Origin of the sequence: Kutzneria sp. NPDC051319, from assembly GCF_040682195.1 — a bacterium.
Lineage (GTDB): Bacteria > Actinomycetota > Actinomycetes > Mycobacteriales > Pseudonocardiaceae > Kutzneria.
This window is the reverse complement of record NZ_JBFBAM010000028.1, coordinates 65,775-91,952: the sequence shown is the minus strand read 5'-3', so window position 1 is coordinate 91,952 and position 26,178 is coordinate 65,775. Positions and strand designations below refer to the sequence as shown.

General features: G+C 70.2%; 28 protein-coding genes. 11 read left to right on the top strand and 17 right to left on the bottom strand.

The genetic code is table 11. The features are described 5' to 3' along the window. The first annotated feature begins 51 nt into the window (after positions 1-51). A complete protein-coding gene (locus AB0M73_RS26280; protein ID WP_363895326.1) occupies positions 52-531 on the top strand; it encodes an AAA family ATPase in 480 nt (159 codons plus the stop codon). A gap of 64 nt (positions 532-595) precedes the next feature. Here AB0M73_RS26280 and AB0M73_RS26275 read toward each other — a convergent pair whose 3' ends face one another. After that, entirely contained in the window at positions 596-1,501 is a 906-nt protein-coding gene (locus AB0M73_RS26275) for a GNAT family N-acetyltransferase (RefSeq protein WP_363895324.1), read from the bottom strand. Positions 1,502-1,537: 36 nt separating this feature from the next. Further along, positions 1,538-1,975, bottom strand: a complete 438-nt coding sequence (locus AB0M73_RS26270) for a nitroreductase family deazaflavin-dependent oxidoreductase (RefSeq protein ID WP_043714273.1) — start codon at positions 1,973-1,975, stop codon at positions 1,538-1,540. A 126-nt stretch (positions 1,976-2,101) separates the two neighbouring features. Here AB0M73_RS26270 and AB0M73_RS26265 point away from each other — a divergent pair, with 126 nt between their 5' ends. Beyond that, on the top strand, positions 2,102-2,659 hold the full coding sequence (locus AB0M73_RS26265; RefSeq protein ID WP_363895319.1) for a helix-turn-helix domain-containing protein: 558 nt from the start codon (positions 2,102-2,104) through the stop codon (positions 2,657-2,659). Positions 2,660-2,747: 88 nt separating this feature from the next. Here AB0M73_RS26265 and AB0M73_RS26260 read toward each other — a convergent pair whose 3' ends face one another. The 8 genes from AB0M73_RS26260 to AB0M73_RS26225 all read right to left on the bottom strand — a co-directional run bounded on the left by AB0M73_RS26260 (position 2,748) and on the right by AB0M73_RS26225 (position 10,571). After that, complete coding sequence (locus AB0M73_RS26260; protein WP_363895317.1) at positions 2,748-3,563, bottom strand: pentapeptide repeat-containing protein; 816 nt, start codon at positions 3,561-3,563, stop codon at positions 2,748-2,750. Between the two features lie 35 nt (positions 3,564-3,598). Continuing rightward, positions 3,599-4,510 (bottom strand): hypothetical protein, encoded by a 912-nt coding sequence (locus tag AB0M73_RS26255; RefSeq protein ID WP_363895314.1) that lies wholly within the window; start codon positions 4,508-4,510, stop codon positions 3,599-3,601. 73 nt (positions 4,511-4,583) lie between these two features. Beyond that, on the bottom strand, positions 4,584-5,489 hold the full coding sequence (locus AB0M73_RS26250; protein WP_363895311.1) for a methyltransferase domain-containing protein: 906 nt from the start codon (positions 5,487-5,489) through the stop codon (positions 4,584-4,586). A 96-nt stretch (positions 5,490-5,585) separates the two neighbouring features. Further along, positions 5,586-6,155, bottom strand: coding sequence for a hypothetical protein (locus tag AB0M73_RS26245; protein WP_363895308.1), 570 nt, complete (start codon positions 6,153-6,155; stop codon positions 5,586-5,588). A 57-nt stretch (positions 6,156-6,212) separates the two neighbouring features. Then, positions 6,213-7,319 (bottom strand): macrolide family glycosyltransferase, encoded by a 1,107-nt coding sequence (locus tag AB0M73_RS26240; protein WP_363895305.1) that lies wholly within the window; start codon positions 7,317-7,319, stop codon positions 6,213-6,215. A 1-nt stretch (position 7,320) separates the two neighbouring features. Further along, on the bottom strand, positions 7,321-8,517 hold the full coding sequence (locus tag AB0M73_RS26235; protein ID WP_363895302.1) for a macrolide family glycosyltransferase: 1,197 nt from the start codon (positions 8,515-8,517) through the stop codon (positions 7,321-7,323). A gap of 18 nt (positions 8,518-8,535) precedes the next feature. Further along, positions 8,536-9,837 (bottom strand): amidohydrolase family protein, encoded by a 1,302-nt coding sequence (locus AB0M73_RS26230; protein WP_363895299.1) that lies wholly within the window; start codon positions 9,835-9,837, stop codon positions 8,536-8,538. Then, the gene (locus tag AB0M73_RS26225) at positions 9,834-10,571 is read right to left on the bottom strand and encodes an alpha/beta hydrolase (protein ID WP_363895296.1); all 738 of its coding nucleotides are present in this window, start codon (positions 10,569-10,571) and stop codon (positions 9,834-9,836) included. Before AB0M73_RS26225 ends, AB0M73_RS26230 begins: the two co-directional genes overlap by 4 nt. Before the next feature lie 188 nt (positions 10,572-10,759). Between AB0M73_RS26225 and AB0M73_RS26220 the strand changes: the two genes are divergently transcribed. Further along, positions 10,760-12,334 (top strand): M4 family metallopeptidase, encoded by a 1,575-nt coding sequence (locus tag AB0M73_RS26220; protein WP_363895293.1) that lies wholly within the window; start codon positions 10,760-10,762, stop codon positions 12,332-12,334. 56 nt (positions 12,335-12,390) lie between these two features. Here AB0M73_RS26220 and AB0M73_RS26215 read toward each other — a convergent pair whose 3' ends face one another. The 3 genes from AB0M73_RS26215 to AB0M73_RS26205 form a co-directional block, all read right to left on the bottom strand. Beyond that, positions 12,391-12,768, bottom strand: coding sequence for a nuclear transport factor 2 family protein (locus AB0M73_RS26215; RefSeq protein ID WP_363895290.1), 378 nt, complete (start codon positions 12,766-12,768; stop codon positions 12,391-12,393). Between the two features lie 96 nt (positions 12,769-12,864). After that, positions 12,865-13,566 (bottom strand): histidine phosphatase family protein, encoded by a 702-nt coding sequence (locus AB0M73_RS26210; protein WP_043714284.1) that lies wholly within the window; start codon positions 13,564-13,566, stop codon positions 12,865-12,867. Positions 13,567-13,582: 16 nt separating this feature from the next. Continuing rightward, positions 13,583-14,629 carry an LLM class F420-dependent oxidoreductase gene (locus AB0M73_RS26205; protein ID WP_363895286.1) on the bottom strand — a complete coding sequence of 349 codons (1,047 nt, stop codon included), beginning with the start codon at positions 14,627-14,629 and terminating at the stop codon, positions 13,583-13,585. Positions 14,630-14,702: 73 nt separating this feature from the next. Here AB0M73_RS26205 and AB0M73_RS26200 point away from each other — a divergent pair, with 73 nt between their 5' ends. The 3 genes from AB0M73_RS26200 (at position 14,703) to AB0M73_RS26190 (ending at position 16,975) form a co-directional block, all read left to right on the top strand. Continuing rightward, complete coding sequence (locus AB0M73_RS26200) at positions 14,703-15,659, top strand: aldo/keto reductase (RefSeq protein ID WP_363895283.1); 957 nt, start codon at positions 14,703-14,705, stop codon at positions 15,657-15,659. Between the two features lie 93 nt (positions 15,660-15,752). Then, positions 15,753-16,754, top strand: coding sequence for a hypothetical protein (locus tag AB0M73_RS26195; protein WP_363895280.1), 1,002 nt, complete (start codon positions 15,753-15,755; stop codon positions 16,752-16,754). Beyond that, positions 16,751-16,975: a DUF5703 family protein gene (locus AB0M73_RS26190; RefSeq protein WP_363895277.1), complete on the top strand. Its 225-nt coding sequence runs from the start codon at positions 16,751-16,753 to the stop codon at positions 16,973-16,975. The genes AB0M73_RS26195 and AB0M73_RS26190 overlap by 4 nt, the downstream gene beginning before the upstream one ends. Here the strand turns inward: AB0M73_RS26190 and AB0M73_RS26185 are convergent. Continuing rightward, entirely contained in the window at positions 16,968-17,822 is an 855-nt protein-coding gene (locus AB0M73_RS26185) for an alpha/beta fold hydrolase (RefSeq protein WP_363895274.1), read from the bottom strand. The two genes, AB0M73_RS26190 and AB0M73_RS26185, sit on opposite strands and share 8 nt — an antisense overlap. Before the next feature lie 84 nt (positions 17,823-17,906). On the opposite strand from AB0M73_RS26185, the gene AB0M73_RS26180 reads away from it, so the two are divergent. Genes AB0M73_RS26180 through AB0M73_RS26170 form a run of 3 tightly spaced genes read left to right on the top strand, consistent with a single transcriptional unit; the run spans position 17,907 to position 19,294 of the window. Continuing rightward, positions 17,907-18,158 (top strand): DUF6412 domain-containing protein, encoded by a 252-nt coding sequence (locus tag AB0M73_RS26180; RefSeq protein WP_363895271.1) that lies wholly within the window; start codon positions 17,907-17,909, stop codon positions 18,156-18,158. Positions 18,159-18,206: 48 nt separating this feature from the next. Further along, complete coding sequence (gene yidC, locus AB0M73_RS26175; protein ID WP_363895268.1) at positions 18,207-18,806, top strand: membrane protein insertase YidC; 600 nt, start codon at positions 18,207-18,209, stop codon at positions 18,804-18,806. Continuing rightward, on the top strand, positions 18,803-19,294 hold the full coding sequence (locus AB0M73_RS26170; protein ID WP_363895265.1) for a tetratricopeptide repeat protein: 492 nt from the start codon (positions 18,803-18,805) through the stop codon (positions 19,292-19,294). Before yidC ends, AB0M73_RS26170 begins: the two co-directional genes overlap by 4 nt. A 16-nt stretch (positions 19,295-19,310) precedes the next feature. On the opposite strand, the gene AB0M73_RS26165 is transcribed toward AB0M73_RS26170, so the two are convergent. From AB0M73_RS26165 to AB0M73_RS26155, 3 genes are all read right to left on the bottom strand, one after another. After that, positions 19,311-19,901 (bottom strand): AAA family ATPase, encoded by a 591-nt coding sequence (locus AB0M73_RS26165; RefSeq protein WP_363895262.1) that lies wholly within the window; start codon positions 19,899-19,901, stop codon positions 19,311-19,313. A 59-nt stretch (positions 19,902-19,960) separates the two neighbouring features. Next, positions 19,961-20,182, bottom strand: coding sequence for a hypothetical protein (locus AB0M73_RS26160; protein ID WP_363895259.1), 222 nt, complete (start codon positions 20,180-20,182; stop codon positions 19,961-19,963). Between the two features lie 189 nt (positions 20,183-20,371). After that, positions 20,372-21,691 (bottom strand): M20/M25/M40 family metallo-hydrolase, encoded by a 1,320-nt coding sequence (locus AB0M73_RS26155; RefSeq protein WP_363895391.1) that lies wholly within the window; start codon positions 21,689-21,691, stop codon positions 20,372-20,374. Between the two features lie 269 nt (positions 21,692-21,960). Here AB0M73_RS26155 and AB0M73_RS26150 point away from each other — a divergent pair, with 269 nt between their 5' ends. Both AB0M73_RS26150 and AB0M73_RS26145 read left to right on the top strand, forming a co-directional pair. Further along, positions 21,961-22,713 carry a hypothetical protein gene (locus AB0M73_RS26150; RefSeq protein WP_363895256.1) on the top strand — a complete coding sequence of 251 codons (753 nt, stop codon included), beginning with the start codon at positions 21,961-21,963 and terminating at the stop codon, positions 22,711-22,713. A 156-nt stretch (positions 22,714-22,869) separates the two neighbouring features. Further along, on the top strand, positions 22,870-25,986 hold the full coding sequence (locus tag AB0M73_RS26145; RefSeq protein ID WP_363895253.1) for a TIM-barrel domain-containing protein: 3,117 nt from the start codon (positions 22,870-22,872) through the stop codon (positions 25,984-25,986). Positions 25,987-26,178 lie beyond the last annotated feature (192 nt).

Genomic DNA, 26,178 nt, shown 5'->3' with positions numbered 1-26,178 from the left:
TACGAGCAATTTGGACTCAGTGCAAGTTTGATCGGCGTGTAAGTTTGTCGGATGCTGGTGGTGCTGCGGGGGAACTCCGGGTCGGGCAAGTCGGCGGTCGCTCGGGCGGTGCGGGAGCGGGTCGAGCGGGTGGCGCTGGTGCAGCAGGACGTGGTCCGCCGGCACGTGCTGGGCGAGGGCGACGTGGCCGGCGGCGTGAACATCGGGCTGTTGGAGGCGATGGCGCGGTATGCGCTTTCCCACCGCTATGCCGTGATCCTGGAAGGCATCCTGAACGCCGCTCGCTACGGGGACATGCTGCGGCGACTGGCCCTCGACCACCCGGCGGCCTTCTTCTACCTCGACGTGTCGTTCGAGGAGACCGCCCGCCGGCACGGCACCCGCCCGGAGGCCGCAAAATTCACCGTCGAAGCCATGCGCCGCTGGTACCGGACGCGGGCCCTGCTCGGGTATCCCGTGGAGCGGATCATCCCCGAGTCGAGCTCCCTGACCGCCACCGCCGACCTCCTGCCGGCCGCACTGGTGGTGTGAAAGCGCCCTTCCTACACCCCGAGTAGAGGAAAGCCCCCTTCCAAACGTCAGATGGGGGCGGGCGTCAGGGGTGGGGGAGGTAGGGGGTGAGGTCGTCGGGGGCGGTGGCGGCGTCGAAGTCGGCCGGGGTGGCGGCGGTGTTGTCGTAGTCGACGGCGATGCGCCAGTGGCCGTAGATCTTGCGGGCGAAGGTGTGGAAGTGGCCGTGGAGGATCTTCCGGTCGCCGTCGGCGCGGGTGGCGGTGAGGCGGTAGACGCCGCGCTCGCTGGCCAGCTCGCCGTCGGTGATGCGTTCGGTGAAGCGGAACTCGATGGCCACACTGCTGCCGCGGGCGTCCATGTCGGCCCGCCAGGAGCGGCCGGCGGCGGCGTACTCGTCGAAGCCCTGCACGGTTTTCGCGGGGCCGCCGGCGCGGATGAGCTCCGGGTGGTGCAGGGCGAGAAACGCCTCGGTGTCGCCGGCAGCGTAGGAGTCGCGGTAGGGCTGCCAGATGTCGGCGTTGAGCTCGGTCAGGAACCGCGCGGTGGGACCGACATGAACCATGGTCAGCCGGTCACCCGCCTGGTGGTCGTCGACGAAACCGTTGCGGCGGTACAGGTCCCGGGCGCGGGTGTTGGTCGTGACGACCTCCAGCCGCACGGTCCGCTCCCCCGCCCAGTCGACCAGGGCGTCGATGAGGGACTCGCCGACGTTCTGGCCGCGGGCGAACGGCGCGACCCACATCGAGATCAGCTGCGCGGCGCCGTCGGGGTCGTCGAGGGCGCCGACCATGCCGGCGGGCTTGTCGTCGAGCTCGGCGACAAGGTGCAGGGCGCCGGCGGCGAGTCGCTCACGCCAGCGCGCCTCGTCGGCGTCCCGCCACTGCTCCAGGGTCGCCCCGAACGCGTCCGGGGCGTCGGCGAGCGCGGCCAGCCGCAGCTCACGCCAGGTGGCCCAGTCGTCGGCGCCCACGGCGCGCACGGAGATCATGCCGGCAACCCTAGCCGGATCGGCCAGCGGTTTTCCTCAGTTCACGGGCTCGAGGACGAACACCGGAATGAGGCGATCCGTCTTCTTGGTGTACTCGGCGTAGTCCGGCCAGACCTGGACGGCGCGGTCCCACCACAGCTCGCGCTCGGCGCCTTCGAGCTCGCGGGCGCGGTAGTCCTTCTTGACGGTCTTGTCCTGCACCTCGACCAGCGGGTTGGCCTTGAAGTTGTGGTACCAGACCGGGTGCTTGGGCGCGCCGCCGTAGGAGGCGACCGCGGCGTACACGCCGTCGTGCTCGACGCGCATGACCGGGCTCTTGCGCAGCTTGCCCGACTTGGCGCCGACCGAGGTGACCACGATGATCGGCACGCCGCGCAGCTCGGTGCCTTCGGCACCGCCGGTCTGCTCGACCTTCTCGACCTGCTCGCGCACCCAGTCCTGGGCGCTGGCCTCGTACTCGCCCTGCAAAGGCATGACTTCTGCTCCATCGTGTGAGGGGGTGACCCGAAAGGAATCGGCACTGCAACCTTGCTCCGTTCACCTGCCGGGCGTCAAGTGACTCACTTGTCGCCCGGCAGGTGAAAGTGGGATGCTGGCCGGGTGAGTCCAGGAGTCAGGGCCGAGCAGGCCCGCCGCACGCGGGCCGGCATCCAGCACGTCGCGCTGACGCTGTTCGCCGCGCGGGGTTACGACGCCACCTCGTTGCAGGACATCGCCGACGAGCTCGGGCTGACCAAAGCCGCCGTGTACTACCACTTTCCCTCGAAGTTGGAGCTGTTGCAGTCCATCTGCGAGCCCGTGTACGAGGGCGTGACGGCGATCATCGAGCAGGCCGCCGCCCAGACCACCCGGTCGGGTCGCATCGACGCCGTGGCCGAGGGCTTCGCCGACCTGACCGTCTCCCGGCGCGCCACCATCAGCGTGTTGGCGGCGGATCCGGTGATGCACGGGCGGATGAAGGCCGCGAGCCAGATGTCCGACCTGCTCGACCGGCTCGCCCGCGTGGTCTACGGCGACTGCCCCTCGCCCGATCAGCTGTTCGCGGTGCGGGCCATCGCCGTGCTCAGCGACACCATCTCCACCCTGCCGGCCCTGGACGACGTCGAGGCCCGGGAAGTGTTGTCCCGCGCCGTGAAAAGGCTACTGCCCCGCCGCTGACCCACCCGACTTTTTTGCCACATGCGCTTCCTGTGTGGCACCTGGGCGCAAATGGGAAGCGCATGTGGCACAAAGCCGGGGTGGCCGGTCAGTGGGTGGGTAGGGTCCAGTGGGGCGGGCGGGTGAGGGTGGCGGGGATGCGGGTGGCCTGGTCGCCGCGGGCGGCGTTGACCTGGGACTGGGTGAGGAACAGGGCGTCGGTGAGGTCCGCGCCGCGCAGGTCGGTGTCGCGGAAGTCGGCGCCGATGACGTCGGCCAGCCGCAGGTCGGCCTGGCGGAGGTCGGCGGCGATCAGGTAGGCGCCGCGCAGGTTGGCGCCGGCGAGCACCGCGCCCTTGAGCTTGGCGCCCATGAGGTCGGCCCCGCGCCGGTCGGCCTTGCGGCCCTTGACGGTGGCGCGGGTCAGTTCGCTGGCCCGCAACAGAAGTTCGTTGACCTTCTCGCGGTGGGCGGGGACGTCGACGGCGAGCAGAGTGTCCGGTTCGGACAGTGTGACCTTCTCGACCTCGGTGTAGGCGGCGGAGATGCGATCGTGCAGGGGGCGGGCGGCCGGCAGCGCACGGGCCTCGGCGAGATACCAGAGCAGCTCCTGCAGCTGGAGCATGATCATGAAGCCGCTGAACATGCGCTGCCGGCCGTCCTCGCCGGCGTCACGCCACCCCTGGCCGCCGAAGGTGACCTGCGAGACCTTCTGGCCGGCGCCGAAGCAGTCGAACACGGTGCAGCCGGGGAATCCCTTGGCGCGCAGGTCGGTGTGGATGCCGCAGCCGTGGTCGGCGAGCAGGTTGCGGCAGGGCGTGCCGGCGCTCTTCGTGATGGCGAAGTCGCTGGAGGCGGTGAAGGGCAGCGCGACGCAGCACAGGGCGAAGCAGTTGGAGCAGTCGGCGCGCAGATCGTCGGTCACGCCCCCTAGTCAACCCCACGCCCGGCGGCCGCGGCTCAGAGGTACTCGCTGAGCCGGTAGACGACCGAGGTCAGGGCGGTGATACGGCCGGCCGAAGCCTCCCATGACGTGTCGACGGGCTCCAGCGTCAGCACGACCATGATCTTGTCGTCGTGGGGGCCGACGGTGCCGGTGGTGTGCGTGGCGCGGCGCGTGAGATCGAGCCCGTCGCCGGCGGTGGCTTTGGCGGTCAGCTGCTCGCCGGAGCCGACCTGGGCCGACGAGTGGGCGGCCGAGCCGGGGGTGGGCGGCACGGGGTTGGCAGGGCTGCACACCTTGTCGGGTGCGGGGTTGGCGCCGAAGCCGGACCAGCCCTGCTTGGCCGCCCACGGCCGGTTCACGGCGCCGGGGATGCCGAAGGACTGGTCGAAGCCGTCGTTGCCGCACCTGGTGGACTGCCGCAGGTTGCCCATGATGAAGTCGCGCACGCCCGGCTCGGCCCTGGTCAGGATGTAGTCGTAGATCTTGACGACGTCGGCCGCGCTGATGGCGGTGTAGCCCCAGATGCCGCGGTTGACCGGGGGCGCGGTGTCGGTGAGGCCGATCTTGGCGACCATGCGCCGCACGATGGTCTCCCAGCCGTCCTTGACCCACAGGTAGCTGGCGGCGTCGTCGTCGCTGGAGCGCAGCATGGGCTGCAGCTGCGCCAGGTCCTCCGGCGGCACGTCGACGCCGTTGGCCTCGAGGTAGTCCAGGGCTATGAGCAGCTTCACCACGGACGCGGAGCGGAACTGCTGGTGGGCGTTGAGCTGGAGGTCGGCGGAGCGGGTGTGTCTGTCGTAGACCATGATCCCGGCGGTGATGCTGTCGGGCACGGTGAGGGTCTGCGCCACGGCGGGGCCGGTGGCGGCGGCGGCGGCGCTCAGGCTGGCGGCAAGTGTGCTGGCCAGGGCCGGGATTGTCCTCATGGCACGGAATCTAGGACCCACCACAGTGGACTTGAGCGGTCGTCGGCCCTTTCCTGCCTCAACTGTCGGGAATTCACTCGGCGACGATCGTGAGCACGGGCAGGGCGGCGTTGCCGCGGTCGCGGGCGGTGGCGCTGATCACGTCGGCCTGGGTGACGACGAGGCGGCGGATGTCGTTGGGTAGCACGGACATCCGCTCATGGTCGTCCACGTAGTCCAGGCAGGCGGCGATCTCCCAGTCGGCGTCCTGCATGCCGTCGGCGACGACGGTGTGCGAGTCCTGCACGGTCCACCCGGCTTCGGCCAGCGCGCGGTACACGTCGTCGCGTCCGAAGACCGTGCGGACGTTGCCCTGGCCGCGCGAGCCGGCGGCCTCGATCTGGCCCTGGGTGAGCACGGCCAGCAGGTGCGGCGTCTGTTCGACCGCCGTCGGCCGCAGGTCCCATTCGGAGAAGCACAGCCGCCGGGCCCAGGGGCGGACGCGGGCAAGGGTGTCGCGGAGCTGCTCGTACGAGGCGAAGTACCAGGAGCACTGGGACAGCACGACGCAGTCGAAGGCGCCCTCGGGGAAGTCGGCCGTCAGCACGTCGGTGGTGAAGCGGATCTCGATGCGGCGGCCGAGGTCGGTGGCCAGCAGGTGCTCGGCCGACTGGCCGAGGGTGACCGGGGCGCCGTAGGACGGGTCGGCGATGTCGATGCCGAGCACGTGCCCGTCCGGGCCGACGGCGTCGGCCAGCACGGCGGTCATGTCGCCCTGGCCGCAGCCGATCTCCAGCACCGACGCGCCCGGCTCGATCCCCCACGTCTCGGCCAGCGCCATCCGGAAGCGGGTCTGCACGACCTGGCCCGCCAGGTCGGCGGCGCCGGTGGCCATGAGCGCGGCGATCGACTCGGCACGATCCACCGCATCGGATTCCGCGGGGTCGGATTGTGCGGCGTCAGCTTGTGCGGGGTCGGATCCCAGGGGGTCAGCTTCCATGGGGTCGGACGCTATCCAGGCCGAGCCCGCGCAGCACAGCGAATATGCCGGGCAGTGGGTCGCAGTCGGGCATGGGCATGGCGATCTGGGGCAGGATCACCCCTTCGGTGCGCTGGGCACGGGCCCGATCAGGTAGGCGAGGGTCTCGGGGACCTCGCGTGTGGTGACGCTGCGGTGCAGGAGTTCGAGGTCCGCACCGTGGGTCTTGAGGTGGGCCAAGAGCGGCTTGTAGCGGTCGGAGCGGCCGCGAAGGAGCTCGGTGGTCAGGCGGAGTTCCAACCGCACGCAGTCGATGCCGTCCACGGTGACGTAGTGCTGCCACGGCCCCGGACCCTGGCACTCCCAGCCGTCGTCGAGGCACGGTGTCTCCACGGTGCTGACGGAGAACTCGACGCCGTCGATGAGGTGAGCGGCGAAGTACTGGTGGGAGGCCGGCAGCCAGCGCGGCTCGGCGATGCACGGGAACCCGGCCAGCGCGTGGGCGATGGCGTCGACGTCGCGGCGGTGTTGGACGAGGAGGTCGATGTCCCCCACCGGCAGGTCGACTCCCTGTAGGCAGGCCGCGGCCGTGCCGACCAGGCGGTGCCGGACGCCGCCGAGGTAGGTGAAGGCGGTGCGGAGCACCGCCTTCAGGTCGTCGCGGTCCCGCACCGGTCGAGTCTGCATGGTCACAAGCATGCCGGCGGGGTCTGACAGTTTTGATCCCGCTTTGATCCCGCGCCGTCAGGGCAGCGCCGCCTCCACGGCGTCGGCCGCGGCCCGGGCGCCGCCGGCTGCGCGGAGGTCGGCGGCCATGGCGGCGAGGTTGGCGCGGATGTCCTGGTCGCCGGCCACTTCCGTCACGGTGACGGCCAGGTCGTCGAGGTCGGTGAGGATCCGGCCGAGGCCGAGTTCCTCGACCCGTTGGGCGTTGGCGGCCTGTTCGGGGGTCTGCGGGTAGGTGATCATCGGGACCTGGCGGGCGAGGGACTCCATGACGGAGTTCATGCCGGCGTGGGTGAGGAACGCGGCCGCGTACTTGAGGACGTTCTGTTGGGGGAAGTAGGGCCGGACCTCGAAGTTGACGGGGATGGCGCCGAGCTTGACGGGGTCGACGCGGTCGCCGAGGGCCATGGCGACGTGCCACTCGGTGCCGGCGAAGGCCCGCACGACGGCGTGGAAGAAGTCCGGGCGGTTGTTGACGACGGTGCCCAGCGACACCAGCAGCACCCGCCGCCCGGCCGGGGGCCGCCAGTCCTCGTGCTGGTCGGCCAGGGTCGGGCCGACGAACGCGTAGGAGTCGTCGAAGGTGTCGCCGGCGATCTGGAAGCGGCGCGGCAGGAACACGATCTGCCGTTTCGCGACCGGCGGGTCGACCGGGATGCCGAGGTCGGCGGCGAGCTTCGCCCGCGCGGCGACGTACTCGGTCGGGTCGAAGTCGGCGGGGATGAGCAGCTTCATCAGGTCGAACGAGTCGTTGCTGGCATGGGTGGGGACCGTGACCACGGTCGGCACCCCGAGCCGGTGGGCCAGCGCCGGCGCGTACGGGGTGAGCACGTCGTAGCAGAGCAGGTCGGGCGGATCCTCGCGGAACACCTTCTCCAGCACGGGCACCACCATCCGGCACGTCTCGACCCCGGCCAGCAGCATCTCGTTGAGGCTGCCCGTGGGCCGCACCGACCCCGACCGTGACGACAGGGCGGTGGCGCCGGCGGCGGTGATGGCCTCGGCGTGGTCGGCGCCGGCGGAGTAGGTGACGCGATGCCCGCGCCGCACGAGCTCGGCCACCAGCGGCAGGGTCGGGTTGACGTGCCCGGCCGCCGGCAGCACGACGAAGGCGATGTGGGCCATGTCAGCGCACCGCCGTGCGGGAGGCGACGAGCTGCTCGATGGCGTCGGCGCCGGCCGGTGGGCCGCCGGCGTTGCGGATGTGCTCGGCCATCGCGGCGAGGTTGACGGGAATGTCCTCGTCCGCGGCCACCTCCTCGACCGTGCGGCGCAGCTCGTCGGGGTCGGTGTCCCGGCTGATGTCGAGCAGCCGGCCCATGCCGAGTTCCTGCACGCGGCGGCCGTTGGCCGACTGCTCGGCGATCTGCGGGAAGGACACGATGGGCACCTGCCGCATGATGGCCTCCATGGTGGAGCCCATGCCGCTGTGGGAGAGGAACACGTCGGCGTGGCGCAGCACCGCGGGCTGCGGGAAGAAGGCCCGGACGTCGAAGTTGGCCGGGATCTCCCCCAGCCCGGCGATGTCGACCTGGTCGCCGACGGCCATCGCCACGTGCCAGTCGCTGCCGCCGAAGGCCTTGATCACGGTGGTGAAGAAGTCGGCGCGGTCGTTGACGACGGTCCCGAGCGCCACGAACAGCACCCGCCGGCCGGCCGGCGGCTGCCACTCGTCCGGGTTGTCGCGGTTGCCGAAGGAGGGGCCGATGAAGCGGAACTCGTCGCCGAACACCTCGCCCCGGATCTGGAACTCGCGCGGCAGCAGCACGAGGTTGAGCTCGGCGGTCTTGGCCGGGCCGGCCACGGTCTCCACCGGCACGCCGAAGTCGGCGGCCAGCCGGCGCATCTCGGTGAGGAACTGCTGGAACGTCGGGTGCGACGGGTCGAAGTCCGGCGGCACCAGGACCTGGGCGATGTCGAACTTGTCGTTGCCGGCGAAGTTCGGGTACGTCGTGGCCGACGGCAGCCCGAACTTGCTGGCGATCATCGAGCCGAGCACCGTGACGGCGTCGTGGACGATCACGTCGGGCCGGTCGGCGGTGATCCAGTCGGCCACGGCCGGCAGCACGTGCTTGGTGGAGCGGATGCTGGCCACGAGCATGTCGGCCAGCTCGCCGGTCTTCTGCCCGCCCTTGCTGGCGGCGACCTTGCCGGGCGACCAGTCCAGCGCCACCAGCTGCGCGCCGGATGCGGCGATCATGTCGGCGAAGGCGGGCGAGGTGGCGTAGCTGACCCGGTGGCCGCGCCGGGTCAGCTCCTGCACCAGCGGCAGCGTCGGATAGACGTGGCCGGGCGCGGGCGCGGTGATGAACGCGATGTGCATGTGGTGTCCCCCAGACGGTTACTCCGATTCTGTCGGGGGACGCCAGCTGCCGTCGACCGGTATACCGGCGGCCGCGGCGATGCGGTTGCGGGATTCGAGGAGGCGAGCCCGCAGCGCCGGCAGGTCGACGCCGACCAGCGCGCCGTCGCGTTTGACCACGTGGCCGGCCACGATGACCGTGTCGACCAGGCCGGGATGGCCGGCGGCGACGAGGGTGCCGGCGGGGTTGTTGAACGGGAACACGCTCGGGTCGTCGGCCCGCAGCAGGATTACGTCGGCGTCCTTGCCGGGGGTGAGGCTGCCCGTTCGGGTGGAAAGTCCGCACGCTCGGGCGCCGTCGACGGTGGCGAATTCCAGCACGTCGCGCGACGCGAGGCCGCCGTCCAGGCCGCGCTGCACGACGAGGGCGGTGCGCATGGTGGCGAACATGTCGCCGCCGGCGGACGGGCAGTCGTCGATGGAGAACGTCGGCCGCAGCCCGGCGGCCAGCATGCGGCCGGTCATGGGCCAGCCGAAGCCCATCCTCAGCTCCACGTCCGGACTGACCGACACCGAGCAGCCGGCGTCGGCCAGCATCCGCAGCTCGTCGTCCTCGATTCCGTTGGCGTGCACGAAGGTCATGCTGTCTAGGAGCAGCCCGTGCTCGCGGTAGGCGTCGACCGGGCGGCTGCCGCGAGCGCCGCCGGATCCGATGTGGACACTGGAGCGGAGCCCGAATTCGGCGGCCAGCTTCAGATCCGCGGCGACGATGTCCATTGTGGTCAGTTGGGCGCCGCGCAGCCCCAACGCCATGGTCACCAGGCCGTCGTCGACGCGGTCACGGACCCGCCGCAGCTCGGCCGCGTCGACCGGGACGGTGACGTTTCCCTCGCAGTAGCAGAAGACTGAGCGGGCCGGCGCGTCCCGCAGCGCCTGGACGGCGGCGTCGACGTGCGCGGGGCTCTGCGCGCAGTGGAACCAGTCCAGCATCGTGGTCACGCCCGAGTGCAGGGCCTCCAGCCGCCCGAGCAGGTTGCCGAGATAGACGTCGTCGGGCGTGTAGTGGGGTTTGAGCGTGCCGTGCATGGCGGCCCGGTACTCGGCGAACGTCCAGTCCGCGCCGATGCCGCGGAACGCCGTCTGCCAGGTGTGGCGGTGGGTGTCGACGAAGCCGGGCAGCACGATCCGGTCGGTCGCGTCGATCACCTCGGCGTCGGGGGCGTCGACGCGCGCCGCGATCTCGGTGATCACGCCGTCGGTGATGAGCACGTCGCCACGCGTGAGATCGCCGACGGCCGGGTCCATGCTGACAACGACGCCACCGGTGATGAGTGTCCTCATCGGCTCAGGGCCTCCACGAACGCCTTCGGGTTGTCCAGCATCATGTTGTGCCCGCCGTCCGGGATCACCGTCACGGTGACGCCGGCCTCGACCAGCGCCTGGTGGTCGGGCAGCGGGTCGCTGTTCTGGCCGAGCAGGAACGTGCGTGGGATAGTCAGCGCGCACAGGCTGTGCAGGAACCATCGGTCCCGCTCGCCGGCCAGCGACACCGCGCTGCGGTGCATCGCCGCCGCGTCGGCCTGCCTCGCGGTGGCCGCCCACTCGGTGCCGATCACCGACAGGATCCGGCCGTGCATGGTCTGCACGTACTCCTCCTCCCGGTAGCGCGCAATGCGGGCACTCAGCGCACGCGGTTCGGCCGGACGGAGGTTCGGCTCGGCCAGCACGAGCTCCCCGACCAGCCCGGGGTGACGCTCCGCAAGCACGATGGCGACCGCCCCGCCCATGCTGTGCGCGACCACCCGCACGCCGTCCAGATCCACGGCCCGTAGCAGCGTGGCGACCGTGTCGGCGTGGTCCTCCATGGTGTAGCCGAAGCCGGCCGGCCGGTCGCTCAGGCCGAACCCGAGCAGGTCCACCAGCAGCGACCGGCGGCCCGTCGCCGCCGCGACCTGCCCGAAGTAGGCCGGTGACGACGAGCCGAGGCCGTGCAGGTAGACGGTCGGCGGCTGCGCCCCGGGCAGCTCCACCCACCGCATGCGGGCCCCGTCCGGACCCACCTCCAGGTGACGCACAGTGATCCCCCTCCGGGTAAACAACATTTTAACTGTCAACGAACGCCGATCACTGCAAGGGATTCCCCTATTACGTACCGTGTTCGACTCTCGGCAGGATCGATCTCGTTCCCGATGTCCGATCCGTCCGATCCGGCCAGCGCCGGATCGCTCGGACGTACGCCCTGCACCAGGAACGAGGAGACTCGATGAAACGTGTGACCCTGTGCTGCGCCGCGGCCGTGACCGCGGCCCTGCTCAGCTCCGTCGCCGGGTACACCACCGCCACCGCGGCTCCCGTGAACCCGCTCGTCGCCCACCAGGCGGCGCTGCAGTCGGCCGCCGACCAGGCGCCCGCACTGGCGGGCACGCTCGGACTCGGCAGCCAGGAGAAGCTGGTCGTCAAGGACGTCGTCACCGACGCGAACGGTACTAGGCACCTGCGCTACGACCGCACCTACGCCGGCATGAAGGTGCTCGGCGGCGACCTGGTCGTCGACCAGTCCGCGGCCGGCGCGGTCAGCCACGTGACCTACGCCAACACCGCCCGCATCGCGCCCGCCGCCACCCCGAAGCTGTCGGCCAACGCCGCCGCCTCGGACGCGCTGGCCTCGGTGACCGGCACCGGCCTGACCAAGTCGGCGCAGACCCTGGTCGTCTACGCGGTCGACACCGCCCCCACCCTGGCCTACGAGACCGTGGTCACCGGCGTGCAGGCCGACCAGACGCCGATCCAGCAGCACGTGTTCACCGACGCCGCCAGCGGCAAGGTGCTGTACTCGTACAACGGGATCGAGGAGGCCGCCGGCACCGGCAACACCGAGTACTCCGGCACGGTCGCCCTGACCACGACCCAGTCCGGCAGCACCTACCAGCTCAAGGACGGCTCGCGGGGCAACCAGCAGGTCAACACCCTCAACCACGGCTCCGGCACCGGGACCCTGGTGACCAGCGCGAACAACGTCTTCGGCGACGGCAAGGCCACCACGGTCAACACCGCCGCGGCCGACGCCGCCTACGGCGCCGCCGAGACGTGGGACTTCTACAAGAACACCTTCGGCCGCAACGGCATCAAGAACAACGGTGTCGGCGCGCTGAGCAAGGTCCACTACGGCAGCGGCTACGTCAACGCCTTCTGGGACGACAGCTGCTTCTGCATGACCTACGGCGACGGCTCGGGCAACGCCCACCCGCTGACCGCCATCGACGTGGCCGGCCACGAGATGTCGCACGGCGTCACCTCCGCCACCGCCGGCCTGGTCTACTCCGGCGAGTCCGGCGGCCTCAACGAGGGCACCAGCGACATCTTCGGCACCGCCGTGGAGTTCTTCGCCAAGAACGCCTCCGACCAGGGCGACTACCTGATCGGCGAGAAGATCGACATCTTCGGCAACGGCAAGCCGCTGCGCTACATGGACCAGCCCTCCAAGGACGGCAACTCGGCCGACTACTGGTCCTCCACCGTCGGCAACAAGGACGTGCACTACTCGTCCGGCGTCGCCAACCACTTCTTCTACCTGCTGGCCGAGGGCAGCGGCGCCAAGACCATCAACGGCGTCAACTACAACAGCCCGACCTCCAACGGCTCGAAGCTGACCGGCATCGGCATCGCCAAGGCCCAGGCCATCTGGTTCCGCGCCCTGACCACGAAGTTCGTCTCCACCACCAAGTACGCCCAGGCCCGCACCGGCACGCTGGCCGCCGCGGCCGACCTGTACGGCGGCACCGGCAGCGCCGAGTACAAGGCCGTCGCCGCCGCGTGGAGCGGCGTCAACGTCAACTAGTCCCGGCGCTGAGCGCAGTGCCCCGGTCCTGCCCTGGGACCGGGGCACTGCCGTGCTCAGAACTGGACGTAGTCGCGGAAGTTGAGGATCTTGCCGTCACGCACCCGCAGGACCGCCACGCACGGCTTGGTCACGGTCTCGCCGGTGTCCACGGCGGTCATGTCGCGGACGTACTCGGCGATCACCACCTCCGGGTCCGTGCTCTCGTGCAGCACGACGTCCCGGTAGGTGCTGCGGTGGCTGCCCACCCGCGCGGACTGCCGGCCGTAGAACTTCCGCAGCTGCTCCCGGCCTCGCATCTGCCCCGGGAAGCCGGGAATCGGGTACATCCACTCCATCAGCACGTCGTCGGCCAGCAGGTCGAGGAAGCCCTCGACGTCACTGCGCTCGCCGGCCAGCCGGAACTGCTCGAACACCTCTGCCGGAGTCGGCATGCCTGTTCCCCCTGAGTTCGACGACGAACCCAGCATACGGAGTGCGCGTTCCGTTTATCAAGAGAGCGCTCGACCGGCCAGTGCCGCGCCCGGTTATCAAGCCCCTGTTGTGCCACCGACAACGGCGTCGGAGGTGGCCTTGGCTTCTTCCTCGGTCTTCGGCTTCACGGGGACGATGGCGGCGTACTCGGAGCCGTGGTCGTTCATGCGCACCACGAACGGGCGAGTGTGGGTGTAGCGGACGACGGAGACCGAGCAGGGGTCGGCGACGATGCGCTGGAACGAGTCCAGGTGGGTGCCCAGGGCGTCGGCCAGAACGGACTTGATCACGTCGCCGTGGCTGCACGCCAACCACACGGCCTCGTCACCGTGCTCGGCGGTGATCCGGGCGTCGTGACGGCGCACGGCGGCGACGGCACGAGCCTGCACGGAGGCCAGGCCCTCGCCGGCCGGGAACACGGCGGCGGAAGGATGCTGCTGGACCACGGTCCACAGTGGCTCCTTGAGCAGGTCCTTGATCGCCTTGCCGGTCCACTCGCCGTAGTCCACCTCGGACAGGTCGTCCTCGATCACCGGCTCGATGCCGCGCGCGGACGTCAACGGCGCGATGGTCTGCTGGCAGCGCAGCAGAGGCGACGACACCACGCCGGCCAGCTCCACACCGGCCAGCCGTTCCACCAGCTTGGCCGCCTGGGCCTGGCCGGACTCGGCCAACTGCACACCGGGAGACCGACCGGCCAACACCCCGGAACCGTTCGCGGTGGACTGCGCGTGCCGCAGGAGAATCAGAGTCGCCACACGGGCCAGCCTACGGTCAGGCCACGCCCGACTTGTCCAGCGCCTCCGCCGCCGCGCGCAGCGCCTTCACGTTGAGGTCGAGATCGAAGTGCATCGGCGACACGGTCAACGTCGTCACCCCGGCCCCGGCCAACGCCTGCATGCCGTCGGCGATGCGCTCCACCGGGCCCAGCAGCGAGGTGGCGTCCAGCAGCTCCACCGGCAACGCGGCCATGGCGCCGGCGTAGTCGCGGGCCAGGTACTTCTCCTGCACCTCGGCCGCCTGCGCCTCGTAGCCCATCCGGCAGGCCAGGTTGTTGTAGAAGTTCTTGTCCCGGCTGCCCATGCCGCCCACGTACAGCGCCGCGTACGGCCGCACCTGGTCGGCGGCGGCCTGCCAGTCGTCGCCGAGCACCAGTGGCGCGGTCGGCACGACGTCGAACCCCTCAAGGGTCTTGCCGACCTTCGCCCGACCCGCCGCGACCTGCGCCAGCGACTCGGAGGCGAACTCGGCCGAGTAGAACACCGCCAGCCAGCCGTCGGCGATCTCGCCGGTCAGCTCCAGGTTCTTCGGGCCCACCGCGGCCAGGTAGATCGGGATCTGCTCCCGCACCGGGTGCACGGTCAGCGTCAGCGCCTTGCCCGGCCCGTCGGGCAGCGGCAGCGTGTAGTGCTTGCCCTCGTAGCGCAGCTTCTCCCGCTTCAACGCCGACTTCACGATGTCGACGTACTCCCGGGTGCGCGCCAGCGGCTTGTCGAACCGGACGCCGTGCCAGCCCTCCGACACCTGCGGACCCGACACGCCCAGGCCCAGCCGGAACCGGCCGCCCGACAACGTGTCCAAGGTCGCGGCCGTCATCGCGGCCATGGCCGGGGTGCGAGCCGGGATCTGGAAGATCGCGCTGCCCACGTCGATGGTGGAGGTGTGAGCGGCCACCCACGACAACACCGTCGGCGCGTCGGAGCCGTAGGCCTCGGCGGCCCACACCACCGAGAAGCCCAGCCGCTCGGCCTCCCTGGCCAGCTCCAGGTTGTCGGCGTCGTTACCCGCGCCCCAGTATCCGAGGTTCAGCCCAAGTCGCACGAACCGGACCCTACCCGCCAGTAACCTCTACGGCAACAGGCCCAACGGCCAAGATCGGCATAGGCTCGCACCCGTGCAGCAAAGACACCTCGGCCGCAGCGGCCTTCGCGTCTCACGGCTGGCGCTGGGCACCATGACCTGGGGCAAGGACACCGAGCCCGAAGTAGCCACCAGGCAGCTCACCGCCTACATCGAGGCCGGCGGCACCCTCGTCGACACCGCCGACGTCCACCCCGACGCCGAAGAGATCCTCGGCGCCCTCGTGGGCGACGTCGTCGAACGCGACGACATCATCATCGCCACCAAAGCCGTCGCCCGCCGCGACGACGGCCCCTTCGGCGGCGGCGCCAGCCGCGGCGCCCTGCTCACCGCCCTCGACGGCTCCCTGCGCCGACTCGCCGTCGACCACATCGACCTCTGGCAGCTGCACGCCTGGGACAACTCCGTCCCGCTGGAGGAAACCCTCAGCGCCGTCGATGCCGCCGCCCGCGCCGGCAAGATCCGCTACGCCGGCATCTCCAACTACACCGGCTGGCAACTGGCCACCGCCGCCGCCACCAGCCCCTTCCCCCTGGTGTCCACCCAGGTCGAGTACTCCCTGCTCGAACGCGGCGTCGAACGCGAAGTCCTGCCGGCCGCCAAACACCACGGCCTCGGCACCCTGTGCTGGGCCCCCATCGGACGCGGCGTGCTCACCGGCAAATACCGCAACGCCACCCCGTCGGACAGCCGCGGCGCATCCCCGCACTACGCCCCCTACGTCGAACACCACCGCAGCGAACGCGCGGCCCGCATCGTGCAGGCCGTCGTCACCGCCGCCGACGGACTGGGCACCACTCCCCTCGCCGTCGCCCTGGCCTGGGTCCGCGACCGCCCCGGAGTCGTCGCCCCGGTCGTCGGCGCGAGGGACACAGCGCAGCTGCACGCCAGCCTCGCCAGCGAAGACCTCGACCTCCCGCCGGCCATCCGCGCCGCCCTCGACGACGTGAGCGATATCGAACTCGGCTATCCCGAACGGCCGCTCGGCTGACCGGGTGTCGTACATGACACGCAAGTGACCCCCACGTGACCACAACGCGCCGGTCGGGGATGCTGGAGACAGCACAGCACAAGGAGGCACCCGTTGCGCCGGCTCGCCGTCGTCCTGATCGCCGGAACAACCCTGGTCGCGGGCTGTTCGACCGGCAACAACACGGGGGACGACCTCCAGATCGCCGACACCGTCACCGCCGCGACACCGGCCGACTCGCCGTCGCCCGCGAAGGACCCCGCCGGCACCGTCCTGCCCCTGAGCCAGAACGCCACGGCCATCGCCGTCGACACCGCACAGCACACCGCCGCGGTCGCCGTCGACAACCCGCCCGCGCTCCGCCTCTACGACCTGACCAGCATCGATGCCCCTCCCAAGACCATCGACCTGCCCGGCCGAGTCGACAACCTCAGCACCACCGGCGACATCGTCCTCGCCCCCGTCCGCACGGCCAACCAGCTCCTGCGCATCACCCTGCCCACCGGCGCCGTGGACAAGATCACACTCCCCGGCGGACCCGTCGCCGCCAACACCAAGGGCAACCAGACCCTCGTCGCCCTCCACGACACCAAATCCGTCGCGGTCATGACCGGCGACAAGACCGACCGCACCATCACCGGCCTCGCCAGCGCCGACCAGGCCCTCCCCGTCGACGACGGCAAAGCCGTCGTCCTCGACCGCCTCCGCACCGCCGTCTTCGACCTCGACCCCGCCGCCGGCACCGTCGGCGCCGGCCTACGCGCCGGCGACGGCGCCACCAACGCCGTCACCGACAAGTACGGCCGGGTCCTCGTCACCGACAGCCGCGGCGGCGAACTCCTCGTCTACAAACCCGACACCCTCGTCGAACTCCAGCGCTACCCCGTCGCCGGCGCCCCCTACGGCATCGCCTACGACCCCCAGCGCGACCTCGCCTGGATCACCCTCACCGCGGTCAACCAGGTCGTCGCCTACGACGTCGCCGGCGGCGAACCCGTCGAGCGCCACCGCGTCCCCAGCGTCCGCCAACCCAACTCGGTGGCGGTCGACCCCAGCACCGGACGCGTCCTCGTCGCGTCCGCCGACGGCGCAGGAGTACAGGTGATCAACCCATGACAGCAGCCACCAACGAGGTGGTCGACGGCGACTGGGAGTACCGCGGCCTGCGACTGCCGCCCGCCGTCTCCCGCCGCACCGCCGCCACCCAACTCGCCATCCACGCCGAGTTCGCCGGCTGGGAACTCGCCCGCGTCCTGCTCTACGGCGACGGCACCCGCAAGGTCTGGCTCCGCCGCAAGCGCAGAGCCGCCTCCCTCGCACCCGGCCCGATCACGTAACCAGACCGCGTACCAACCGAACCACCTCGGCGGGACGCTCCAACGGCACCATGTGCCCGGCGCCCGGCAGCACAACCGCGTCCCCGGACCCCACCGCCTTCACCAACGCCTGCGCGTTCGAAGACGGACACAACCGGTCCCGCTCACCCACCGCGGCCACCACCGGCACCCGAGCCGCCACCGTCAACGCCGCCTCCCGGTCATACCGGTCGAAGGCCGGACGGAACAACGCCACCGTGGCCGGCCAGTGCTCGGCCACCATCTCCGCCGTCAACGCCGCATCCGCCTCGTCCGGGTCGTCCCCGAACAGCCACCACTTCAGCCCGGCGGCCTTGGCCGGCTCGATCCGACCGCGAATATGCCGCACCACCGGCCCGAAGACCTTCTCCAACTCCTCCACGAGCTTGCCGACCGCCTGCGGCCACGCCAACGACGTCTCACCCCGGCGTCCCACGGCCGTCGACAGGAACACCAGCCCCGACACCCGCTGAGCGGACAGCCGCGGATGCCGCTCCACCAACGCCATCGCCGCCATGCCACCCATCGAATGACCGACCACGACCACCCGCTCGGAGTCCACCCCACGCTCGATCAACTCGGCCAGATCATCACCCAGCTGCTCGATCGACGCGGTCTCCGGCGTCGCCGGCCCCGACTGCCCGTGACCACGATGGTCATAGGCCACCACCTGCACCTCGTCATGCGCCAACTCCGGGACCACCCGATGCCAACTGCGGTGGTCCAACGCGTAACCGTGAGCCAACACCACGGTCACCGGTGCGTCCGGAGCACCGGACCGAACCACGTTCAGCCCGACTCCGTCTTCCAGCGGGAAGACTTCATCCATTCGTGAATCGTGTCATGTAGTCATGACACCTGCGACCGATGTCGTACGCTCAAGGCAGGACCGAGACAGATCCGGGGGTGGAACGTGCACGACCTCGTCACCGCGTTCGCCACCCTCATGACCGTCGGCCCCGGCCTCGCCGGCCTCATCCTGTTCGCCGGCGTCCTCGTCGCCGCACTGGCCATCCACCTCTGCTCCACCCGCCACGCCGACCACGCCATCCCGCGCACCGTCGGCCTCGCCACCCGCGAGCAGGCCCGCAGCCGCCGCGTCCTGCGCCAACAGGACCCCGACGCGGCCGGACACACCCGGTCACGAGCACCTTCAGCCGCCTGACCCCACCTCAGGCACCCCTTTTCCCACCCTCCGCTGAAGGGCTCCCCCATGCTGTCCTTTCTCGACCCGTTCATCACGGCCGCCTACCACCTGGTCGCGTTCCTCGCGCCGCTCACCGGCACCGCCGGCGCCATCGTCGCGTTCGTCCTGATCATCCGCCTCGGCCTGCACCCCCTGGCCCGCATCCAGATCCGCGGCGAGAAGGCCCGCGCCGAGATCATGCCCAAACTCAAGGACATCCAGGACAAGCACCGCGACAACCCCGAACGCCTCAACCAGGAACTCGCCACCTTCTACGGCGGCGAGGGCAAGGGCATGTTCGCCGGCTGCCTGCCCATGCTCATCCAGCTGCCGATCTTCTCCGTCATGTACCGGCTGTTCCTGTCGCCCACCGTCGCCGGACAGCCCAACCAGCTGCTCACCCACACCCTGCTCGGCACGCCCCTCGGCACCGTCTTCATCAGCTCGCCGACCATTGCCGCCGTCTGCATGACCGGCCCCACGTACCTCCGGATCCTGCCGTACGCCTCGATCGCGTTCGCCATGTTCGTGCCACTGGCCGCCGGGCTCTACCTGCTCACCACCACCGCCTGGACCGCCGCCGAACGCGCCCTGCTGACCGGCCGGCGTGAGAAGGTCACCGTGTGATCGAAGCTGAACTCGCCCGGGCCGTGTCGCTGCGGGAGTCCGGAGCCCTCGACGAGGCCCGGGACCTGCTCCTGGAGCTGTCGGCGGCCGCCCCCGACGACGCCCGCGTCGCCTACCAGACCGCCTGGGTGCACGACGCCCTCGGCCTGGAGCGCGAAGCCGTCCCCTTCTACGTCCAGGCGCTCGACGGCGACGGCCTCACCGCCGTCGAGCGCCGCGGCGCGACACTGGGCCTCGGCAGCACCTACCGCACCCTCGGCCAGTACGCCGAAGCCGTGAACGTGCTGTCCGCCGGCGCCCTCGAATACCCCGCCGACCGCGCCCTGGCCGTCTTCCTCGCCATGGCCCGCTACAACCTCGGCGACGCCAAGCAGGCCATCGCCGGGCTGCTTGACCTCCTCGTCGACACCAGCTCCGACCCGGAGATCCAGCGCTACCAACGGGCCATCCGCCTCTACGCCGAGGACCTGGACCGCATCTGGTCCTGAACCCTTTTCGCGGACATCACCTTCTGACGGCCAACAGGGCGAGGACCGCCGCCTCGACCTCCTCCACCGTCGGCGGACCCGCCTCCGATGTGTCGATCTTGACGACAGCGTCGACGCCGGCCGGCGGCTCGAAGAGCGAGGCCGGCATCTCGCCCCGCCGGAACAGCTCCGCCAACTGTGCGTCGACGGCTGCGCCCCTGGTTCTCAGCCGCTGGGCGATGACCGCTTCGTCGGCGACGACGTGCACCGCCAACACCCTGGCGTCGGCGGCGCGCAGCCCGTCCACCAGCTGACCGGACAGCACCGACGACTCGGCCACGAAGCTCACCCCCGCCCCGGCGAGCTTCGTGGCCAGATCGATCATCACTGCCTCGGCCCTGACACTCACCGGACCGCCCGCGATGTGGAAGTCCTCGGGGAACTGAATGCCCTCCGTGCCGACGGATGCCGAGGACAGCCCCAGACCGGCCTTGATCTCGTCACGGATGAGCAGTGGCACACCGAGGCGGTGCGCCACTGCTCGGGCAACCGTGGTCTTCCCGGTGCCTGGACACCCGCACACGGCGACGACTACGGGCTTGTCTTGGCTGGCCTTTGGCTTGTGCATGGTTAGGATTAGTGTTTTTAGTCGTCACTGAAACTATAGTGGTACTATCTATGGCGTATTCAGACCTGACTGCGATACAGGTCGGACCGACCGCCTGGGCGATTCACGCAGTAGTAGTCGATGGGCGGCGTGGCATGGAGGTTGAGATAGGACGCGGTCGCGATGCAGCCGGCACGGCTGTATGTGCCGATGAACTTGGGGGGCTTGGCGGCAGAGGCCGTGCCTGCGGATACGAGCGCACCGCCGGTCATGAGCCCGGCGAGCGCGGCGGCGGCCACCATTTTCCGAATCATTTGTCACCCTTTTCTCCGGAGGCGGGAACAACGCCACCGTACGCCGACATTCCGCCACTCCCCCGGCGCGCGATCGTTGATGAAGGCAGCGTTACCCGCACGACCGATAGACCACATAACCGGTCGACAATGGCGGCAAATTCGAAACGTGTCTTGCGCTCACGTCTCGAACAGTCCCTACGCCTCCTGGATGAAGCGGTCCAGGACCCGGGTGCCGAACTCCAGGGCCTCGACCGGCACCCGCTCGTCCACGCCGTGGAACAGCGCGGTGAAGTCCAGGTCCTCGGGCAGCTTGAGCGGCGAGAAGCCGAAGTTGCGGATCCCCAGGCGCTGGAAGGACTTGGCGTCGGTGCCGGCCGACAACATGTACGGCAACAGCTTGGCCTCGGGGTCCTCGGCCAGGATCGAGCGGTGCATGTGGTCGACGATGGCCCCGTCGAAGGTCGTCTCCACGGGCGGCAGGCTCAGCCACTCCCGCTCGATGTCGGGGCCGAGGATCTCGGCCAGCTCCCGCTGGAACGCCTCCTCCCGGCCGGGCAGGATGCGGCAGTCGACGCTGGCCTCGGCGATCGACGGGATGACGTTGGCCTTGTAGCCGGCGGTGAGCATCGTCGGGTTGGCGGTGTCGCGGAGGGTGGCGCCGACGATCCGGGAGATGCCGCCCAGCTTGGCGATCGCGCCGTCCAGGTCGTCCTCGGGGAACTCGATGCCGGTCAGCTCGGTGACGCCGGCCAGGAACTCCCGCACGGAGTCGGTCAGCACCAACGGGAACCGGTGCCGGCCCAGCCGCGCCACGGCCTCGGCCAGCTTCGTGACGGCGTTGTCCTCGTGCACCATCGAGCCGTGCCCGGCGCGGCCGCGGACCCGCAGCTTCAGCCAGGCGATGCCCTTCTCGGCCGTCTCCACCAGGTACGCCCGGACGCCGTCCTTGAGCGTGATCGAATAGCCGCCGACCTCGCTGATCGCCTCGGTGCAGCCCTCGAACAGCTCCGGCCGGTGGTCCACCAGCCAGCTGGCGCCCTGCTGGCCGCCCGCCTCCTCGTCGGCCAGGAAGGCGAAGACGATGTCCCGCCGCGGGGTGATGCCGTCCCGCTTGAGCCGGCGGGCGACCGCCAGGCTCATCGCCACCATGTCCTTCATGTCCACCGCGCCTCGGCCCCACACGTAGCCGTCCTGGACCGCGCCCGAGAACGGGTGCACCGACCAGTCCGACGCCTCCGCCGGCACCACGTCCAGGTGGCCGTGGACCAGCAGCGCTCCCCGGCTGCGGTCCGCGCCGGCCAGCCGCACCACCACGTTGCCACGGCCCGGGCCCTGGTCCCCCGACTCCACGTAGGTCGTCTCGTAGCCGACCTCGGCGAGCTTGCCGGCCACGTACTCGGCGGCCGCCCGCTCCCCCACCAGCGTCGCGGGATCCCCGGTGTTGGTGGTGTCGATCTGGATCAGCTCACTGGCCAGCTCGACCGCTTCGCGCTCGGCCAGCCGCAGGCCGTCCATGTCCGTGCTCCGGTGCTCGCTCACCAGCCATTCCTACCACCGCCGGGCCGCCGTCCCGATCTTCGGGAAGCTCATGCCGTCGGGGCGGGGTGGTTCTTGGTTGTGGGTTTGATGGCTATTCTTTAGTCGTCACTGAAGTCATAGTGACTTGTACTTCACGGGCATCACGAGCCGCGGGTAACACCTCGCGGAGTCGATCGATGACAGAGGGGCTGAGTCCGGCTGTCGGGCCGCTCAGGCATAGAACGTGACGACTCAAGGAGCTCGGTGTGACCTCTGACGCCCTGGAAGGCCCGGTCCCGGCATCGAGCGGACGGGGCCAGGCGATTCTCCACTTGCTGGACAAGGCCATCGGCGTGCAGACACCGCTGGTCCGCAAGAACATCGCCCGTGCCCGCCAGCGCAACCCGGAGGCGACACCGGCGGAGGTCGTCCGCACCCTGGAGCGGATGTACGTCAGCGCCCTGGCGGGAACGGGAGCCGCGGTCGGGGCCACTGCGGCCGCGCCCGCCGTCGGCACCGGGATCGCGCTGGCGCTGTCGGCGGGCGAGATGTTCTCCTCGTTCGAGCTGAGCACCCTGTTCGTGCTCTCGCTCGCCGAGGTCCACGGGGTCCAGCTGGACGAGATCGAACGCCGCCGCACGCTCGTCATGGGGGTTCTGCTCGGCGAGTCCGGCTCCACGACCATCGGCAAGGCCGCTGAGCGCACCGGTCAGCACTGGGCCCGTCAGCTCGTCAGCAAAGTGCCCATGTCGACGCTGAAACAGATCAACAAGGTCCTCGGCAGGAACTTCGTGACCAAGTACGGCACCAAGCAGGGGATCATCGTGCTCGGCCGGGTGGTCCCGTTCGGCATCGGCGCGGTGATCGGCGGCGGGGCCAACGCCACCGTCGGTGCCCTGGCCGTCCGGGCCGCCCGGCGCGCGTTCGGCCCGGCACCGCAGGCGTGGCCCGAGACACCGCTGGAGCCCGTGCTTCCGACGCCGGACGCCCAGCTCGTTCCTCCTGATCAGCACCTCTGACCGGCACCGTCGCAGCTGGCGCGGACATCGGGACGTCCCTGACATTTCCCCCGCGTCAGCTTCCTGTCCATGCCGGACAGAATGCTTTACAACGTTGTGCGGAGGCCGTAGACCGGACTGCAGCGTCACCTCGAACCCTGCTGCCGAGGAGTGACCTTGCGCCGACTCGCCCTGACCGCGGCCCTGCTCATGGCCGTCGCCACCGTGCAGACGCCGGCCACGGCCGCCGTGCACCCACATGCCGTGACCTCGGGAAACGCCCGATTCGAGGTGTTGTCGCCGACGCTGGTCCGCACCGAGTACGCCGGCGACGCGCACTTCGTGGACGCGCCGACCTTCAACGCGATCGGGCGGGACTCGTTCACCGCTCCCCCGTTCACGTCGACCACCGCGGACGGCTGGCTGACCATCCAGACAAGCGCCTTGACGCTGCGGTACAAGGTCGGCTCGGGCGCGTTCAACACCGACAACCTCCAGGTGCAGGAGAAGGCCGGCGCGCAGAACGTGACCGCGCGGCCGTGGATCGTGCCGGCCTGCTCCCCCGGCGTGCTGTGCGAGGCGGAGAACCTCACGCTGAACGGCATCGCGGTGGCCAGCGACCACACCGGCTACACGGGCCGAGGCTTCGCCGCGGGCTTCCAGGGCAGTGGCAACTCGGTGTCGTTCCAGGTCACGGTGCCGGCTGACGGCAGCTATCAACTCGACGCCCGCTACGCCAACTCCACCGGCGGCGACGGGCAGAACGTCACCCGGACCTTGACCGCCTCGGCTGACGGCGTCTCGCACGGGTTGACGCTGCCGACGACCGCCGACTGGAACACCTGGGCGCTGGCGTCGACCACGTTCACGCTCACGGCCGGCACCCACACCGTGGCCATCTCCCGTGGCGCCAACGACTCCGGCAACGTCAACATCGACAGCCTGGCCCTGGTGACGCCGGGCTCCGGCTACCCCGCTCCGCCCCCGCCGGCTGCCAGCAACTGCCCGTACGGCGGCGTCTGCGAGGCCGAAGGCGGCACGCTGGGCGGCTCCGCCGCGGCGGCCACCGACCACAACGACTACTCCGGGGCAGGCTTCGTCGCCGGGCTGGGCACCGGGGCCAGCGACAAGATCCACGTCACGGGCGTGCCCGCCGCCGGCACGTACTCGTTGCAGCTGCGGTACTCCAACGCCCAGTCGGCCGCGCGGCCGGTCTCCGTGCAGGGCGCCTCGGTGTCGTTGCCGACGACGAGCAGCTGGGACGCCTGGCGGACCATCGCCACGCCGGTGACGCTCGGCGCCGGCGCCAATGACGTGACCATCGGCTGCCCGGATGATTCGAGCTGCCAACTGAACATCGACACCGTCGCCGTGGTGGCCAACGGCTCGCCGCTGCTGGCCCCGCACGCTCCCCTGGGCGGCTACCGGCGTGGTCTCGACGGCGTGAACGGATACGCCGTGACCACACCGGGTCTGCTCTACCAGGACGGCTGGAGCCTGCTCGACGACACCACCTCGGCCCTCTACGCCAACGGCGCCGTCACCCAGCGCCCCGCGCACGGCGGCCTGCCCTACCAGGACGGCTACGTCTTCGGTTACGGGCACGACTACCAACGGGGGCTGGCCGACCTGGCCAAGCTGACCGGGCCCTCGAAGCTCCTCCCCCGCTGGGCCTACGGCGTCTGGTACTCCGAGTACTACGACCGGACCGCCGCCCAGTACGAGAACACCATCCTGCCCAAGTTCCGGGCCGACGGCGTGCCGCTCGACGTGCTGGTGACCGACACCGACTTCAAGTCACCGTCCACTTGGGACGGTTGGGAGTTCGACACGTCGAAGTTCCCCGACCCCAAGGCGTTCTTCGACTGGTCGGCGGCGCAGGGCCTGCACAACACGCTGAACATCCACTCCAGCATCGTGCCCGACGACACCCAGTACGCGCAGGCGCAGGCCACCGCCCACAACGGACTGGCCAAGTCGGGCGACAACTACGTCTTCGACTGGGGCAAGGCCGACCAGCTCAAGGCGTACTTCGACCTGCACCAGACGATGGAGGGACAGGGCGCGGACTTCTGGTGGCTGGACTGGTGCTGCGACAACTCCTTCTCGTCGCTGCCGGGTGTCACGCCGGACGCGTGGATCAACCAGCAGTACGCCACCGACAGCAACAAGACGATCGGCCGCGGTTTCGCCTTCTCACGGGCGTACGGGTCGCTCCAGGCCGGCGGCTACAGCGGACAGGCCGGGCTGCCGACCGGGCCGTGGGCCGACAAGCGCTCCACCGTGCACTTCACCGGCGACACCACCTCCAACTGGACCGTGCTGAAGTGGGAAGTCGGCTACACGCCAGGGGAATCGGCGTCCACCGGGCTGTCCGCGGTCAGCCACGACATCGGCGGCTTCAACAACGACGGCACCCAGGCCGCCGGCGCGGAGCCCGGCAGCACGCGGGAGGCCGACGACCTCTACGCCCGGTGGGTGCAGCTCGGGACGTTCCAGCCCATCGACCGCTTGCACGGCAACCACAGCGACCGTCTGCCGTGGCAGTACGGGACGGACGCCAAGAACTCCGCCGAGAAGTTCCTCAACCTGCGTGAGAACCTCCTGCCGTACACGTACACCCTGGCGCAGCAGGCTTCCGCGACCGGCGTTCCCGTCGTTCGGCCGCTGTACCTCCAGTACCCCGATTCGCAGGACGCCTACGCCCAGTCCGGCGGGGAGTACCTGTACGGGCCCGATGTGCTCGTCGCCCCCGTGACGACGCCGGGCAGCTCGGCCACGACCTCCGTCTGGTTCCCGCCCGGCAACAGCTGGACCGACTACTTCACCGGCAAGACCTATGCCGGCGGCACGACTCAGTCCGTGACCACCGATCTCGGCACCATGCCGGTGTTCCTGCGCTCCGGCGGCATCATGACCACCCGGTCCGCGAACGTCGCCAATGACGTGCAGAACCCGTTGGCCCGTGCCACCGTCACAGTCGCCGCCGGCGCCAACGGCTCGACCGCTCTGTACGAGGACAACGGCACCGATGCCTCGCGGAGCTCGTCCACCCCCATCCAGTACTCCGACAGCCGGCACGAAGTGCGCGTCGGGCCGGCTGTCGGGACCTTCCCCGGTCAGGTAACGCAACGCCAGTGGACCGTCGCCTTCACAAACGCGTCGGCGCCCACGTCGGTGACGGTCAACGGCCAGTCGGTCAGCACGTGGACGTGGGACAGCGCCCGGCGAACCGTCACCGTCACCACTCCCACGCAGTCGACCGGCCAGCCCTTGGTAGTCGCCTATCAATGATCACCGCTTGATTCGGGGTCCGGCCGGGCCGCGCGGCCGGCCGGACCACCCGCGGTTCTGGGGCTTGAGCCGCGGTCGCCGGACCTTTCCACCGTCGAGGCCCGGCGACCGCACTGTTGTTGTCGGGCAGCCCCGGTTCAAGCCTGGACCCCGAATCTCGGCACCCCGGTCGTCGTGATCTTGGCCGACCTC